Origin of the sequence: Pandoraea sp., from assembly GCF_041919235.1 — a bacterium.
Lineage (GTDB): Bacteria > Pseudomonadota > Gammaproteobacteria > Burkholderiales > Burkholderiaceae > Pandoraea.
Window position 1 is genome coordinate 179,584 of sequence record NZ_JAYRUC010000007.1, and the last position, 14,956, is coordinate 194,539.

The following is a 14,956-nucleotide window of genomic DNA, read 5'->3' on the forward strand; positions in this document are numbered from 1 at the left end:
TCTCGCATGCCGCTCTCTGAGCCTGCCTCTCGTACCCTGCGTCACCGCCGCACGATCGCTGTCGAAGCGTTTTCGCGCGACGATGGCCTATGGGACATCGAAGCCCGTCTAACCGATCATAAAGATCGGGATTTTCCATTGGCAACGGGACTTCGCAGGGAGGGCACGCCGATTCACGAGCTATGGCTGCGGGTGACGATCGATGAGAACTTCGAGGTGCATGACGCCGAGGCTGTCTCCGACTGGGTCCCTTATCCCGGTATTTGCGACCAGATCGGTCCTGACTATCGCCAATTGATCGGACTTAACCTGCGACGCGGCTTCCGCCACGCGGTCCGCGAGCGCCTTGGTGGCGCGGCGGGTTGCACGCATCTGACAGAACTCTGCAGTGTCCTGCCCACGGCAGCGATTCAGGCCTTTGCCGGTGTGGTCATCCACACCCCCGATACGGCGCTCAAGGCCGCCAACGATGCCGATCCTTCGGCACCTCCTTTCCAACTCGGACATTGTCACGCCCTGAGGTTTGATGGCGAGGCGGTGCGCCGGTTTTACCCGCGCTGGTTCAACGGCCGCGCAAACGATCGAGCGAGCGAGCCCACGACGCCCGTCACAACAGAAGCGGTGCGCGATGGTGCCTCGTCTCGCAAGCTCGAACCCAAACTTCCAACTCAGCAAGAAGGGAATCACGCATGAAGATTCATGAGTATCAAGGCAAGGAAATCCTCCGGAAATTCGGAGTCGCGGTGCCCCGCGGCATTCCGGCGTTTTCCGTGGACGAGGCCGTGAAGGCAGCCGAAGAACTCGGCGGTCCGGTTTGGGTGGTCAAGGCCCAGATTCACGCAGGCGGTCGCGGTAAGGGCGGCGGCGTGAAGGTTGCCAAGTCGATCGAGCAAGTGCGCGAATACGCCAGCCAGATCCTCGGCATGCAACTGATCACGCACCAGACCGGTCCGGAAGGTCAGAAGGTCAATCGCCTGCTGATCGAAGAAGGCGCCGACATCAAGAACGAACTGTACGTCAGCCTCGTGGTCGACCGCGTCTCGCAGAAGATCGTGCTGATGGGTTCGAGCGAAGGCGGCATGGACATCGAAGAAGTCGCCGAAAAGCACCCGGAACTGATCCACAAGGTCATCGTTGAGCCGTCCGTCGGTCTGACCGACGCGCAAGCCGACGATCTGGCCAAGAAGATCGGCATCCCCGACGCTTCGATCTCGCAAGCCCGCACGATCCTGCAAGGTCTGTACAAGGCCTTCTGGGAAACGGACGCATCGCTGGCCGAAATCAACCCGCTGAACGTGAGCAGCAACGGCACGGTCACCGCCCTGGACGCCAAGTTCAACTTCGATTCGAACGCCCTGTTCCGTCACCCGGAAATCGTCGCGTACCGCGACCTGGACGAAGAAGATCCGGCTGAAGTCGAAGCCTCGAAGTTCGATCTGGCCTACATCTCGCTCGACGGCAATATCGGCTGTCTGGTGAACGGCGCCGGTCTGGCCATGGCCACGATGGACACCATCAAGCTGTTCGGCGGCGAGCCGGCGAACTTCCTGGACGTGGGCGGTGGCGCCACGACCGAGAAGGTCACCGAAGCGTTCAAGATCATGCTGAAGAACCCGAACCTGACCGCCATTCTGGTCAACATCTTCGGTGGCATCATGCGTTGCGACGTGATCGCCGAAGGCGTGATCGCAGCCTCGAAGGCCGTCTCGCTGAAGGTGCCGCTGGTCGTGCGCATGAAGGGCACGAACGAGGACCTGGGCAAGAAGATGCTCGCCGAGTCCGGCCTGCCGATCATCTCTGCAGACAGCATGGAAGAGGCTGCCCAGAAGGTTGTCGCGGCTGCCGCAGGCAAGTAACCAGAACAGTCGAAAACGCAGCGGCGCGCCGCCCCGAGGGTGTGCGAACGCTGCCCGGCAACCGGATGAAGGAAATCAAGCAATGTCGATTCTGATCAACAAAGACACCAAGGTCATCACCCAAGGTATCACTGGCAAGACCGGCCAGTTCCATACCCGCATGTGCCGCGAATACGCGAACGGCAAGAACGCGTTCGTTGCGGGCGTGAACCCGAAGAAGGCTGGCGAAGACTTCGAGGGCATCCCCATTTTCGGTTCGGTCAAGGACGCCAAGGCGCAGACCGGCGCCACCGTGTCGGTGATCTACGTGCCGCCCGCAGGCGCTGCTGCTGCGATCTGGGAAGCCGTTGAAGCCGACCTGGATCTGGCGATCTGTATCACGGAAGGCATTCCCGTTCGTGACATGATCGAAGTGAAGGACCGTATGCGTCGCGAAGGTCGCAAGACCCTGCTGCTCGGCCCGAACTGCCCGGGCGTGATCACGCCGGACGAACTGAAGATCGGCATCATGCCGGGTCACATCCACAAGAAGGGTCGCATCGGCGTGGTGTCGCGCTCGGGTACCCTGACGTATGAAGCCGTGGGCCAGTTGACCGCACTGGGTCTGGGCCAATCGACCGCCGTGGGTATCGGCGGCGACCCGATCAACGGTCTGAAGCACATCGATGTCATGCAGATGTTCAACGACGATCCGGATACGGACGCCGTGATCATGATCGGTGAAATCGGCGGTCCGGACGAAGCGACGGCTGCCGAATGGATCAAGGGCAACATGAAGAAGCCGGTCGTCGGCTTCATCGCGGGCGTGACGGCGCCCCCGGGCAAGCGCATGGGCCACGCCGGCGCGCTGATCTCGGGCGGTGCCGATACGGCGGAAGCCAAGCTCGAAATCATGGACGCCTGCGGTATCAAGGTGACCAAGAACCCGTCGGAAATGGGCCGCCTGCTCAAGTCGGTACTGTAATTCCCGCCGGACGGCCGTGTTGCATCCGCCGGTAACGGCGGATGCGAGCGAGGTCATGAAAAGGGAGCCCGGAGCATCGGGCTCCCTTTTTTGCTATGGCTTGTGCAACGTCATTCGTTTCATTCGTTTCATTCGTTCCCAAGGATATTTCCGCCATGCTTGCGTTTTTTGCCGAGCTGAACTGGACCGCGGTCCTGCAGATCATCATGATCGATATCCTGCTGGGTGGCGACAATGCCGTGGTGATTGCGCTCGCCTGCCGAAACTTGCCGGCCAAGCAACGTTTGCAGGGTGTCTTGTGGGGCACGGTCGGGGCAATCGTGCTGCGCGTGATCCTGATCGCTTTCGCCGTGACACTGCTCGCCGTGCCCTACCTCAAGGCGCTGGGGGGGCTGCTGCTGCTCTGGATCGGTATCAAGCTGTTGGTGCCCGAGCATGATGCACACGACAGCGTAAAACCCGCCGACAAGCTCTGGGCCGCAGTCAAGACGATCATCGTCGCCGATCTGGTGATGAGCATCGACAACGTGATTGCCATTGCCGGCGCGGCGGAAAGTGCGTCTGAACACCATCGGTTGCCGCTCGTGATCTTCGGTCTGCTCGTGAGCATTCCACTGATCGTCTGGGGCTCGCAATTGGTGCTCAAGGCCCTCGACCGGTTCCCATTCATTGTCATGGCCGGCGCGGCCCTGCTCGGTTGGATCGCGGGCGGGTTGATCGTCTCGGACCCGGGTATCGGTGGCCTGCTGCACCTGCCGGGCGCGGCGGCCCAATACACGAACTACGTGGCGTCTGCGATCGGCGCGCTGCTGGTCGTGGTGGTCGGCCTCGTGCTCAAGCGTCGCGCCGACGCACGTCAAGCGCGTGCAACCTCTGCGGAATAATCGAGTCCATTGCCAGGACCGTCGTTCTCGGTACGGTGGGGGCCTTCAGGGGGAGATTGCTTCCCAATCGGACGAATCGTCTTGTCGTGGACCGAGACGATTCTCCTTACCCAAACGGCGCCACCCGATTTTGATCTGTGGCAGGGCACCGACGGATGGGGGTGTGGCATACTCCGCCCACTTCCCCTATGTCCCTTTTGTTTTCATTGCTTTTGCAGGGAGTTACACAATGCGTCGTTTCGGCCACCGGACCACCGGTATCGCCAAGTCCCGGGGTTTCACCCTGATCGAACTGATGATCGTGTTGGCGATCATCGGCGTGCTGGTCACGGCAGGGGTTCCCTATCTGCAGAATTATCTGGTGCGTGCACGCGTTGTCGAGGGGCTGGGTGCTGCGGCGTCGGCGAAGGTACTCGTGAGCGAGAACGCCATGCACGGGGCGCCGTTGAACAGCGGCTGGCAGGCGCCGAGTGCGACCGACAACGTGAGCGCCGTGAATATCGACCCGACGAGCGGCAATGTGACGGTCGCCTACACGCAACGCGCGGGTGACGGTGCGATCGTGCTGGTGCCGACGAGCGCCGACAGCGACGGCACGCCCAAGGCGCTCGTGGTCGGCAAGGCCCCCCCAGGACAGATTGTCTGGACGTGTTACGCGCAGGGCCGCGAAGGGGCCCCCAGCGGTGCGACGTTGCTGGGTAAGCTGGCACCGCCGGAATGCCGTGGCGCTGCCGCGGGCGACAAGCGCCGCTGAGTCCGAGTCCGAGTTCAGGGGCGCGGCGGGGCTGGCGCATGAGGCGAAGGCATAAGGTGCAAGGCGATGTCAGGCAACGCCCCACACGGCCCGCTGCGATTGCGGATTTATCGATGAAAAATTCACGTGCGTAGGGCGTGAAATGGCTGCCCTCGGGCGGCCATTTTTCGTTATGCTTGCGCATCTTCCAACGGGTGCATTGCACGGCGGCGATCTTGTTTCCTCCTCTGCTTCTCTCGACGATCGGGCTGACGCTGGCCCTGATCTGGGCCTTGCCCTATAACCTCGTCAGGCACACTTATCCGATCTCCACCTTCTATTCGGAAGCGTTGACGTTTTCGCTTTTCGCGTTACTCGGTGCGCTGGCGATGATCGCTGTGTGGCAACGCGACGCGCGCGCACTGCGCATGCCTCGTATCACATGGATGCCACTTGCCTTTGTGGCGGTTATCCTCGTGCAGCGCGCCACGATGCCGACCGAGCTGCCGCAACTGATGATGACGGCGCTGCTCTACGGCGTGGCGATGATCGTGGCGGCGAACGCGGGGTTCTGGCTGGCCCAATTGGGTTGGCGCGATGTGCTCATGCGTTGGAGTGCCGTGGCGCTCACCCTGGGCGGGCTCTACTCGGTGGGCGCGCAAGTCGTGCAAGCGTTTCATCTGGAAGCCCATGTGCCTTGGCTGGTCGCCAAGTACACGGTGACCGTCGCGCGGCGTCTCTTCGGCAATATGTATCAGCCGAATCATCTGGCCACGTATTTGTCGCTCGCCAGTGCGGGCGCGTTCTACCTCTGGTATCTGCGCAAGTTGCCCGCCTGGCTCTGGTTTGTCGTGTGCGCGGCGCTCGACGTCGGTATCTGTCTGACCGGCTCGCGGACCCCATGGCTGCAACTCGCGCTGTTGTCGGCGTTCGGGGTGTGGCTCGTGTGGGTGGCGCGTGCCGAGGGGATGCGCAATATGCGCCGCTCGACCCGTTGGTTCGTCCCGATGGCGATCCTCCCCCTGCTTGCGCTGATGACGATGGCCGTCGGCTGGGCGAACGCAGCGTGGGGATTGCAGCTCGACGGCAGCGCCGTGGCCCGCATGCAGCAGGCCGGCCAGGTCGCGGGGCGCCTGAACTTGTGGGAATACGGTCTGGCGATCTTCCGCGAGCATTGGTTGTTGGGGGCGGGCTGGTCGAACTACATCGACGCGCAATTTGCGCTGGTCGACAAGCTTGGCCCTGTCGAGATGGCCGACAACGCCCATAACGTGTTGCTCGATCTGCTGGCGAAGACCGGCATCGTTGGCGCATTGGCGGTGCTCTTGCCATTGGCGTTCTGGTTCGCGCGCGCGGTGCGCGGCATCAAGACAGCGTCTGTTGCGCTCGCCTTCGTTCTGCTCGGCATGCTTGCCGTGCACGCCATGCTGGAATACCCACAGCACTACGCATTCTTCCTGCTGCCCGCACTGTTCCTGCTGGGGTTTTGCGAGACGAAGTCGATCGACAGCGTGCCACCGGCTGCGGCCGGTGCCATCAATGGTGTGATCGTGCTGTTTGCGTGCGTGGCGATTCCCTGGCTTTATCACGACTATCAGCGTGTCGAAGTGGCGTATCGCGCGGGCAAGATCGAGACATATCGCACCGACCCGGCGCTCTTCTTTACACCGTACGGCGACTACGCCGTCACAGGGGCGCTGTTCCTGAATCGAGATCAGTTGGACGAGAAGCTGGCGGCCCATCGCGAAGCGCTGGCGCTGGGGGCGGGGCCGACCATGATCAAGCGTTACATCGTGCTGCTGGCCCTCGCAGGGCGCGACGACGAAGCGCTTCAGGATATTCGGCGTTTGAAGAACTACAACTCGGCGATTTTCGAAGGGCAGTATGCCGCGCTCGTTCGTATGCTGCATGCACAGGGCGACGCGCTGAAGCCATTCGTCAGTCGAGTCATCGAAGCGTGGGGACGGCCAAAGGACGCGGCAGACGACGAAGCGATGGCCGCGCCGCAAGGGACGACACCTTCACGGGCTTCGCGCGTTTCACGGGCTTCACGGGCTTCGCACGCGTAACGCCCCGAACGCGTCGCCGGCCGGTGTCATGCAAGCACAACGCCCGCAAGCTTCGCGGGACTTGTGCGCTTTGCGGTCTTTCCCATCGAAGGTTCAGGCTTCCGGGGCGTCGGCCTCTTGATCCGTGTCTTCGCTGCGAGCCCAGAAGAACCGGTCGGGGAAATGGCGCCCCATGCCTGGGCGGAATGCGTTCTCCAGGACCTGCTGCAGATACTCCTGTGCCTCACGCACGGCCTCCGGCACGGCGAGGCCGTTGGCAAGCATCGCGGTGACGGCCGCCGCCAGCGTGTCGATGGCACCTGCGACGTTGTGGGGAGGGCGGTCCCAGGCATCTTCGCGGACAACACCGCCATCGGCGTAGAGCGTATGGGTGAATTGCGGAGTGCTGTTGTCACTCACCAGGATGAATTCGCAGCCGTTCTCCAGCAGAATGGCGACCGCGTCGTCGAGTGAAAGATTCTCGTTCTCCGCGACCGTCTGCGCCAGCGCGACGGCATTGGCCGGACTCACGACCAGCACACTGGCCTGCGGCACGAGCAAGCTGGCCGTGGCCTCGCGTAACTCGTCGGCCGAGAGCAGATGCTCTCCCGCCAGTCCGAAGTCAGGGGCGACCACGAGGGGGGTCTCGTCGTAGTCAGCCACGATCTCGGCAATGGCCGCGACGTTCTCTGCGTTGACGGCGCTCCCGATCTTGAACGCCGCGACGGGCATGTCTTCGAGCAGCATGCGTGCCTGATCGACGATCCAGTCCGGATCGATCGGTTGCACGTCATTGCAGGTGCGCGAGTCTTGAGAGGAGTAGCCAGTTAGTACCGATACGCCGTAGCCGCCCATGCTCGCGAAGGTGAGCAGGTCGGCCTGAACGCCCGTTGCCGAAGTAGGATCGGAGAGTCCGAAGGTCAGGAGAATGGGAGGGGATTCAGTGTGCATGGAGGCAGGATAGACGGCGATCTGGTCAGGCCTTGGGTTCGTTGGTACCATCACGCCTTAAATGCCCGTTTCGGAGCGCTGAAAAGCGCCGTGGGCAGCGCCCGCCGGACAGTGAATGCGCCGGCAGGTTCCCACAACACCGTCCGACATCTCTGCCGGTCGTGCCCGAAGCGGTTGACAAGCCATTGTAACGGAACGCTCGTCGCTGAAGAAAGAATGGAATACAAGAGCTGGATGTGCCTTATTTGCGGTTGGATTTACGACGAAGAGGCCGGTTTGCCCGACGAGGGCATCGCACCCGGCACACGTTGGGAAGACGTGCCCATCAACTGGACCTGCCCCGAGTGCGGTGCGCGCAAGGAAGATTTCGAAATGGTCCAGATCTGAAGACGGGCGGCGCGGCCGCCCGTTTCCCGAGACGCTCGACCGTCCGGTGCGTTCTCCGATGTGTGCAATGGCCGTTGTGGCATCTGCATGCCGCGGCGCTCGACAAACTGCCCAGACATTGGCTTGGACGGTGACGCGGACTTCCCGCCCGAATTCACGAAGACCGGCCGCACGGCCAGGAGAGGGCCTATGGTGACGCCGAAAATGCCTTCCGACACCACCATCAACACCCCCGGAACGCCCGCACGCGAGACGCGCGACTCCCCTTTGTGGCGTTTGCCAGACGTGGCGCAAGCGCTCACCGACGCGTCTGACGCGTGGTCGAGCGGTCCGGCGGGGGCGCTCGGGCCGTTGCGACGGGCCAACCGTCTGTTGCAGGCGAGCGGCCACGCCGATTGGGCATTGCATGGCGAGCGTCTCGTGCAGGCGATTGCCGAAGCGGCCTATGGACAGGCCGGCAGCCACGACGTCGAGCGCAACGCCCTGCGTCAGTTCGAGCGCGACATCTGGCAGGCCGGGGCCGCGCCGACGGCCGGGCCAAACACTGCTGACGCTCCCGCCCCCGCCGTTGTCGAGAACTGGCCCGGCGCGCCGTCACCGGGCGAACTTCGTATGGCGGGCTGGGTGATCGCGATCCCACGCCTGGACGGCCTCCCCGCGGGGACGGCACCGTTGCGTGCGGACGTTGAGCGCGTCCTGTTGCGTCTGCTTCGTTCCGATACTGAGATAGCGGATACCACGGCTGCGTTGGCGCAATTGGCCGATCTGGCGGCCGATCTGCATCGGGCCGGTGCGACGGCGCCTCTTGATTATTGGCGTCTGGCGGCCGCGTGGCTGAGGTTTGCCCGCGCCCCGCTGAGTCTGGCCGACAAACGCCAGATTGGGCGGATGAATTTGGCCTTGCGCAGGCAACTGACCCGACCTGCGGGACCGCGCGATTACCAGGAGGCGCCCGCGTCTGTGGCGCCGGGTACGAGCGGAAAGAGCGCCGTCGAGGCCATTCCCGGTCACGATCTGCTCGAGGCACTTGCCACGTGGCATGAGCAAGCGCCGGACCGCTGGCTGAGCGCGCTATTGACCGATTTCGGCGTGTTGCGTCATCCGGGCCATCTCCCCGAGCCGCTTGCCGATGCCGCCGAGACGGCGCAAAAGCAGGGCGCCGGAACCAGTTCGCGCGACTGGCTGCGCATTGGGCCGTTGGCCGTGCGGCAGGACATTTGCCAGACGTTTCTGAGTCTTGCGGACGACGCACTTCCGAATCTGAACGATCCGGCGGTGGCGGCGACGGTCGCGCAATACGCCGCAGCGATCGGACTGGCGCCGGTCGCGCGGCTCGCGGCGGCGGTGGCGGCGACCGGCGAGCGGCTGGCAGTTTCGCCGCCGGCAGCGCCGGGCGGCCCGGCGGCGTTGGCGATGACGGTCAGGGCATTGCGTGGCATGCTTCATCAGTTTGCTGCCGATGCGTACCCCGAGCCGCGCCCCGATCTGATCGCGGAGATGGCGATGTGGCGTGAGCGCGCGCTGGACGCCAGCGTGTTCGGGCAGCGGCTCGTCACCGGGCGCGACGTTCCGTGATAAAGTCGGCGCAAAGGCTGCCAATGGCAGCCGATGGCCGTACCCCGATGCGGAAATAGTGGGTCCGCCGACCGGCCGTAGGCCCGTGCCTCGCACTCACCGGGTGCTGAAGCAATCGCTGCGGAGCGCAACACCGGGCGGCAGTCCGTCAAACAGGTTCCGATAAACTTTGGCCCTATGCCGAACGACCGTATCAATCTCACGAATCAATTCCTCATTGCCATGCCCGGCATGGCCGATCCGACGTTTTCCGGCACCGTCGTGTACTTGTGCGAGCACAGTGAAAAAGGCGCGATCGGGCTGGTCATCAATCGTCCGACCGACATTGATTTGCAGTCGCTCTTCGAGCGGCTGGATCTCAAGCTGGAAATCGATCCCCTGGCGCATCAGCCGGTGTTCTTCGGCGGTCCGGTGCAGACCGAGCGTGGCTTCGTGCTGCACGAGGCGACCGGCACGGCCTATAGTTCATCGCTGTCGGTGCCGGGCGGCCTTGAGATGACCACATCGAAGGACGTGCTCGAAGCCGTGGCCAATGGCCAAGGGCCGAATCGATTCCTGCTCACACTGGGGCACTCGGGCTGGAGCGCGGGGCAACTGGAAGAGGAGATTGGCCGCAATGGCTGGCTGACAGTGGCGGCCAACCCGGGCATCGTGTTCGATGTACCGCCGGCCGAGCGCTTCGACGCTGCGCTGGCGCTGTTGGGCGTAACGTCGTCGATGCTGTCCGCCGACGCGGGTCACGCATGACGGCTGGCAGTGCCACGGTCCTTGCCTTCGATTACGGCGAGCGCCGTATCGGCGTTGCGATCGGCAATCTGATGTTGCGCGAAGCCAGCGCACTGACGGTCGTGGCCAATCTCAATCGCGAAGTCCGGTTCGCCGAGACCGGCAAGCTCATCGCCGAGTGGCAACCCGAACTCCTCGTTGTCGGCCTGCCGTGTCATCCCGACGGCACGCCGCACGAGATGACCCAGCAGGCCAAGCGCTTTGGCAATCAACTCAACGGACGATTCAACGTACCGGTCGTGTGGGTCGACGAGCGCTACTCGTCGGTCGCCGCCGCAGCGGCGCTGGCCGAGGCGGGTGTCAAGGTGTCTCAGAAGGTATCGCTCGACGCCGAGGCGGCTCGCATCATCCTCCAGCAATACTTCGACGAGCATGTTCCTGTCTGACATTCTGACCGGCACTACGCCTGCTACACCTGCGACGCCCGGCGGCCGCCCGTGTGAGGTTGTCTCACGCACCCTCGCTGCGGAGACTGCGCATGGCTAATGGAATTCTCGGCCGGCGCGGTCATCCGCAACTCAACCGCAACGGTGAACTGAAGCATCTGCTCACGGTGGAGGGGCTGCCGCGCGCCGTTCTGATGCACATTCTCGACACCGCTACGCAGTTCGTTAGCGTGAACGATGCCGACGTCAAGAAGGTGCCGTTGCTGCGTGGCAAGTCGGTCTTCAATCTCTTCTTCGAGAACTCGACGCGTACGCGGACGACGTTTGAAATTGCCGCCGCGCGTCTATCGGCCGATGTGCTGAATCTGAATATCAGCGCGTCATCGACGAGCAAGGGTGAAACGCTGCTCGATACCATCGGCAACCTGTCGGCCATGCATGCAGACCTGTTCGTCGTGCGTCATGCGCAGTCGGGCGCTCCGTACCTGATCGCGCAGCACTGCGCGCCGCATGTGCATGTGATCAACGCAGGCGATGGGCGTCACGCGCATCCTACGCAGGGTTTGCTCGACATGTACACGATTCGCCATCACAAGGGCGAATTCCACAATCTGACGGTCGCGATCGTCGGCGACATTCTGCACTCCCGGGTGGCACGTTCCGACATTCACGCGCTGACCACGCTCGGCGTACCGGAAGTGCGCGCCATCGGCCCGCGCACGTTATTGCCCTCGGGGCTCGAACAGCTTGGCGTGCGCGTGTTCCACGATGTGGACGAAGGGCTGCGCGACGTCGATGTCATCATCATGCTGCGTCTGCAAAACGAGCGGATGAGCGGCGCGTTGTTGCCCTCGGCGGCCGAATATTTCAAGCATTACGGCCTGACGCCGGCGCGCCTTGCGCTGGCCAGACCCGACGCCATTGTCATGCATCCCGGGCCGATGAACCGGGGCGTGGAGATTGATTCGGCGGTCGCGGACGGCCCACAGTCGGTCATTCTCGAACAAGTGTCGTTCGGCATTGCCGTGCGCATGGCGGTGATGAGTATCGTCGCCGCAAACCACGGGTGAGTGCGCCATGAAACTGCATCTGAAGGGCGGCCGCGTCATCGATCCCGCGACGCGAACCGATGACGTCCGGGACGTCTACATCGCAGAGGGCAAGATTGCCGGGCTGGGGGCACCGCCGGCCGGCTTTACCGCCGATCGCACCGTCGACGTGACGGGGCTTGCCGTCATGCCGGGGCTCGTCGATTTGGGGGCGCGCCGCGTGACGGTGGCCAGCGAAGCGGCGGCGGCGCTGGCTGGCGGCGTGACACGCGTTGTCTGTCCGCCCGATACCGACCCCGTGCTCGACGAGCCGGATCTCGTCGAGATGTTGCAATTGCGTGCCCGCGCCACGCAGCATGCGCAGGTTCATCCGTTGGGCGCGTTGACGGTCGGGCTCGCGGGCCGAGACCTGTCGGAAATGGCGCAGTTGACGCAAGCAGGCTGTATTGGACTTTCGCAGGCCAATGCGCCCATGGCAGATAACCGGACGTTGCTGCGTGCGCTGCAATATGCAGGCACGTTTGGTCTGACGGTCTGGTTGCGCGCGCAAGATGCTGCGCTGGCGGCAGGTGGCGTGGCGGCCAGCGGCGCGGTGGCCTCGCGGCTCGGGCTGGCGGGTATTCCGGTGGCTGCGGAGACTATCGCGTTGCACACCATTCTCGAACTCGTGCGCGTGACGGGCACGCGGGTGCATCTGTGCCGCCTGTCGTCTGGTGCGGGGTTGGCGCTCGTGCGTGCGGCCAAGGCAGAAGGGTTGCCGGTGACGTGCGACGTGGCCGCCCATCACCTGCATCTGATCGATATGGACATCGGCTATTTCGATGCGCATTACCGGCTCGACCCACCGCTGCGTGCGCAACGCGACCGCGAGGCAATCCGCGACGCGGCCCGGGATGGCACGATCGACGCGATCTGTTCGGACCATACGCCACTGGCCGCCGACGCGCGCCTCGTTCCGTTTGCGGAAGCGTTGCCGGGGGCGAGCGGGTTGGAGTTGCTGTTGTCGCTGGTGTTGAAGTGGGCGGACGAATCGCGCGTGCCGCTGGTCGATGCACTCGCGCGTGTGACGCATGCGCCGGCGCAGAGGCTGACGCGGGTGGCACCCGGCGCGGGCCGGCTCGCGCCGGGACAACCGGCCGATGTTTGCGTGTTTGCGCCAGCGGCGTATTGGACCGTCGATGCACGGCGTCTGCGCAGTGCCGGCCACAACACCCCGTTTCTAGGATATGAATTGCCGGGGCGCGTACGTCTCACGCTGGTTGGTGGCCACGTGGCGCACGAAGCCCTCGCCGATTAGGATGCGATTGCCGTGCTGTTAATCAGAAAACTTCGTCTCGGCCTGCACCTCACACGCGGCATGTTGACCGCGTTGCTGCTCTTTCCTTTCCTGTCGGAAGCGGCGAAGCATCGTCGCATTCGCGCGTGGTCGCAAAAGTTATTGAAGCTTTGCGGCATGCGTCTTGAAGTCGAGCAGCGTGCCCCGTTGCCGAACAGCGGTGTGATGCTGCTGTGCAATCACGTGTCGTGGATCGACATTTTCGCGATCAATGCGTGGCAGCCGGTGCGGTTCGTCGCCAAGGCCGAAATCAGGCATTGGCCGTTGGTCGGCTGGCTGAGCGTGCAGACACGCACGATCTTCCTGCAACGTGAGCGTCGTGCCGACGCGCGTCGCATCATGCATTACCTGTCTGAGTGCCTGCGCGACGGCGACATCATCACCGTCTTCCCGGAAGGCACGACCACGGACGGCCGAAGTCTGTTGCCGTTCCACGCCAACCTGCTGCAGGCGCCGGTCGCCACGGGCAAGCCCGTGCAGCCGCTGTGTCTGTTCTATACCGATGCCGAGAGCGGATGCCATACGATGGCCCCGGCGTATATCGGCGAGACAAGTCTGATCGAGTCCATCGACATGATTTTGCGCGCGCCGCCCATGACTGTCCGGCTCTCGGTGGGCGAACCGCAGCATCCGCGAGAAGGGCAGCATCGTCGCGAGTTTGCGCTCGGTGCGCAAAAAGCGATTGGCGATGCATTGCAGGATTTTCTGCCCGAGGCGGTATTGCCGCAAAGCGGCTCGGTTGGTTCGCGCGACGCGACGTTGGGGGACGAGGACGGCGATACCGCGCAGGCGATTCAGGCGTGAGGCGCGTCGCGATGGTACAAAGTGCGACACCTGCGGGGTGTTGTCTTCGTTAGATGGGGCGACGCCGTCCGGCGATCCATGGGACACACGGTCCTGACGGCGAGCGGGAGCGCGTACCCAATCAATCGCCTTTGCGCTTCGTCCCTTTTTCGGCTCTGTCGGTTTTTTCGAGCTTTTCAACCTTCTCGACCTTCTCGATCTTCTCCGCTTTCGCGCCCTTGTCGGTTTTTTCGAGCTTGCGTTCTGCGGCTTTGCCGAGCTTCTCGGCTTTCGCGGCCTTGAACGCGTCTTCGGCCTTGTCGGCCTTCCTGATCTTGCTGCGCTTCTTCCCACCGGCCGACGCAAACGGATCGCGAATCTGCGGGCAATCGATCTGAATCACCTCGCGGCCTTCGGGCGAATTGGCGAGTTTCACTGCCGTCAATTTGCCGCCCCAGACGCAGCCTGTATCGAGTCCGAGCAGATTCTCGCGCAAGACCAGTCCGAGCGCCGACCAGTGACCGAACGCCACGGTAACGTCGGCGGTGCGTCGGCCCGGTGTGTCGAACCAGGGCCTCAGTTCGTCCGTGGCCGCGTCGGCGCCTTCCTTGATCTTGAAGTCGATGCGTCCGTCGGTCGTGCAAAAGCGCATACGGGTGAGGGCGTTGATGGTGAGACGCCGACGGTCTTCGTCGCTCAGATGGTCGTGCCATCGATCGGGCTGATTGCCGAACATTCGCGAGAGAAAGGTCTTCCAGTCGGGGCCGCGCAGTTGTGCCTCCACGTCGCGAGCGAGTGTGACAACCTGCGTGGCGTCCCACTGCGGCAGCACGCCCGCGTGCACCATCAGATGTCCGTGGGCGAGATGCGCGAGAGGCCGATGACGGACCCAGTCGATGAGGGCGTCGCAGTCGGGGGCGTCGAGAATGTCGCCGATGGTGTCGCTGCCGTGGGCCTCACGCACGCCGGCCGCCACGGCGAGCAGATGAAGATCGTGGTTGCCGAGCACCGCCGTGACGCGATCGCCCAGCGCGATGACCTGACGCAGCGTGCCCAGCGAGTGCGGGCCGCGGTTGACGAGGTCGCCTGCGAGCCACAGCTCCGCGTCGCGCGGCAGGCGCGCGAGCAGTTGTTCAAACGACGTCTGGCAACCTTGCAGGTCGCCGATGGCATAGATGTTACGCATTGCGTGGGTGGCGCTGTCTCGTCTTGTTATCC

At 63.6% G+C, this 14,956-nt stretch carries 15 protein-coding genes; 13 read left to right on the forward strand and 2 right to left on the reverse strand.

Going from position 1 to position 14,956, the window contains the following annotated elements:
* The first annotated feature begins 6 nt into the window (after positions 1-6).
* From ACE3UG_RS07875 to ACE3UG_RS07900, 6 genes are all read left to right on the forward strand, one after another.
* The gene (locus tag ACE3UG_RS07875; protein ID WP_374621967.1) at positions 7-693 is read left to right on the forward strand and encodes a DUF2889 domain-containing protein; all 687 of its coding nucleotides are present in this window, start codon (positions 7-9) and stop codon (positions 691-693) included.
* Positions 690-1,856, forward strand: coding sequence for an ADP-forming succinate--CoA ligase subunit beta (gene sucC, locus ACE3UG_RS07880; protein WP_374621969.1), 1,167 nt, complete (start codon positions 690-692; stop codon positions 1,854-1,856). The genes ACE3UG_RS07875 and sucC overlap by 4 nt, the downstream gene beginning before the upstream one ends.
* 82 nt (positions 1,857-1,938) lie before the next feature.
* Entirely contained in the window at positions 1,939-2,820 is an 882-nt protein-coding gene (sucD, locus tag ACE3UG_RS07885) for a succinate--CoA ligase subunit alpha (protein ID WP_374621972.1), read from the forward strand.
* 155 nt (positions 2,821-2,975) lie between these two features.
* Positions 2,976-3,704 (forward strand): TerC family protein, encoded by a 729-nt coding sequence (locus tag ACE3UG_RS07890; protein WP_374621975.1) that lies wholly within the window; start codon positions 2,976-2,978, stop codon positions 3,702-3,704.
* A 229-nt stretch (positions 3,705-3,933) separates the two neighbouring features.
* Positions 3,934-4,458, forward strand: a complete 525-nt coding sequence (locus tag ACE3UG_RS07895; RefSeq protein ID WP_374621978.1) for a pilin — start codon at positions 3,934-3,936, stop codon at positions 4,456-4,458.
* A 215-nt stretch (positions 4,459-4,673) separates the two neighbouring features.
* The gene (locus tag ACE3UG_RS07900) at positions 4,674-6,506 is read left to right on the forward strand and encodes a Wzy polymerase domain-containing protein (RefSeq protein ID WP_374621981.1); all 1,833 of its coding nucleotides are present in this window, start codon (positions 4,674-4,676) and stop codon (positions 6,504-6,506) included.
* A gap of 93 nt (positions 6,507-6,599) precedes the next feature.
* Here ACE3UG_RS07900 and ACE3UG_RS07905 read toward each other — a convergent pair whose 3' ends face one another.
* Positions 6,600-7,436: a hydroxymethylpyrimidine/phosphomethylpyrimidine kinase gene (locus ACE3UG_RS07905; protein WP_374621982.1), complete on the reverse strand. Its 837-nt coding sequence runs from the start codon at positions 7,434-7,436 to the stop codon at positions 6,600-6,602.
* Positions 7,437-7,652: 216 nt separating this feature from the next.
* Between ACE3UG_RS07905 and ACE3UG_RS07910 the strand changes: the two genes are divergently transcribed.
* From ACE3UG_RS07910 to ACE3UG_RS07940, 7 genes are all read left to right on the forward strand, one after another.
* Positions 7,653-7,823, forward strand: coding sequence for a rubredoxin (locus ACE3UG_RS07910; protein ID WP_006400971.1), 171 nt, complete (start codon positions 7,653-7,655; stop codon positions 7,821-7,823).
* Positions 7,824-8,012: 189 nt separating this feature from the next.
* Positions 8,013-9,398, forward strand: coding sequence for a hypothetical protein (locus tag ACE3UG_RS07915; RefSeq protein WP_374621994.1), 1,386 nt, complete (start codon positions 8,013-8,015; stop codon positions 9,396-9,398).
* Between the two features lie 177 nt (positions 9,399-9,575).
* Positions 9,576-10,145: a YqgE/AlgH family protein gene (locus tag ACE3UG_RS07920; protein ID WP_374621996.1), complete on the forward strand. Its 570-nt coding sequence runs from the start codon at positions 9,576-9,578 to the stop codon at positions 10,143-10,145.
* The gene (gene ruvX, locus ACE3UG_RS07925; RefSeq protein ID WP_374621998.1) at positions 10,142-10,570 is read left to right on the forward strand and encodes a Holliday junction resolvase RuvX; all 429 of its coding nucleotides are present in this window, start codon (positions 10,142-10,144) and stop codon (positions 10,568-10,570) included. Before ACE3UG_RS07920 ends, ruvX begins: the two co-directional genes overlap by 4 nt.
* Before the next feature lie 92 nt (positions 10,571-10,662).
* Positions 10,663-11,640, forward strand: coding sequence for an aspartate carbamoyltransferase catalytic subunit (locus ACE3UG_RS07930; protein ID WP_374622000.1), 978 nt, complete (start codon positions 10,663-10,665; stop codon positions 11,638-11,640).
* A 7-nt stretch (positions 11,641-11,647) separates the two neighbouring features.
* Positions 11,648-12,916: a dihydroorotase gene (locus ACE3UG_RS07935; protein ID WP_374622002.1), complete on the forward strand. Its 1,269-nt coding sequence runs from the start codon at positions 11,648-11,650 to the stop codon at positions 12,914-12,916.
* Between the two features lie 12 nt (positions 12,917-12,928).
* Complete coding sequence (locus tag ACE3UG_RS07940; protein ID WP_374622004.1) at positions 12,929-13,759, forward strand: lysophospholipid acyltransferase family protein; 831 nt, start codon at positions 12,929-12,931, stop codon at positions 13,757-13,759.
* A 121-nt stretch (positions 13,760-13,880) separates the two neighbouring features.
* On the opposite strand, the gene ACE3UG_RS07945 is transcribed toward ACE3UG_RS07940, so the two are convergent.
* A complete protein-coding gene (locus ACE3UG_RS07945) occupies positions 13,881-14,924 on the reverse strand; it encodes a symmetrical bis(5'-nucleosyl)-tetraphosphatase (RefSeq protein ID WP_374622006.1) in 1,044 nt (347 codons plus the stop codon).
* Positions 14,925-14,956: the final 32 nt, after the last annotated feature.

Excerpts from the sequence above, each read along its gene's own strand:
- ACE3UG_RS07895 (WP_374621978.1), top strand. The coding sequence starts at position 3,934 with ATGCGTCGTTTCGGCCACCGGACCACCGGTATCGCCAAGTCCCGGGGT.
- ACE3UG_RS07915 (WP_374621994.1), top strand. The coding sequence starts at position 8,013 with ATGGTGACGCCGAAAATGCCTTCCGACACCACCATCAACACCCCCGGA.
- ruvX (WP_374621998.1), top strand. The coding sequence starts at position 10,142 with ATGACGGCTGGCAGTGCCACGGTCCTTGCCTTCGATTACGGCGAGCGC.
- ACE3UG_RS07935 (WP_374622002.1), top strand. The coding sequence starts at position 11,648 with ATGAAACTGCATCTGAAGGGCGGCCGCGTCATCGATCCCGCGACGCGA.
- ACE3UG_RS07945 (WP_374622006.1), bottom strand. The coding sequence starts at position 14,924 with ATGCGTAACATCTATGCCATCGGCGACCTGCAAGGTTGCCAGACGTCG.
- ACE3UG_RS07920 (WP_374621996.1), top strand. The coding sequence starts at position 9,576 with ATGCCGAACGACCGTATCAATCTCACGAATCAATTCCTCATTGCCATG.
- ACE3UG_RS07930 (WP_374622000.1), top strand. The coding sequence starts at position 10,663 with ATGGCTAATGGAATTCTCGGCCGGCGCGGTCATCCGCAACTCAACCGC.
- ACE3UG_RS07875 (WP_374621967.1), top strand. The coding sequence starts at position 7 with ATGCCGCTCTCTGAGCCTGCCTCTCGTACCCTGCGTCACCGCCGCACG.
- ACE3UG_RS07910 (WP_006400971.1), top strand. The coding sequence starts at position 7,653 with ATGGAATACAAGAGCTGGATGTGCCTTATTTGCGGTTGGATTTACGAC.
- sucD (WP_374621972.1), top strand. The coding sequence starts at position 1,939 with ATGTCGATTCTGATCAACAAAGACACCAAGGTCATCACCCAAGGTATC.
- sucC (WP_374621969.1), top strand. The coding sequence starts at position 690 with ATGAAGATTCATGAGTATCAAGGCAAGGAAATCCTCCGGAAATTCGGA.
- ACE3UG_RS07890 (WP_374621975.1), top strand. The coding sequence starts at position 2,976 with ATGCTTGCGTTTTTTGCCGAGCTGAACTGGACCGCGGTCCTGCAGATC.
- ACE3UG_RS07905 (WP_374621982.1), bottom strand. The coding sequence starts at position 7,436 with ATGCACACTGAATCCCCTCCCATTCTCCTGACCTTCGGACTCTCCGAT.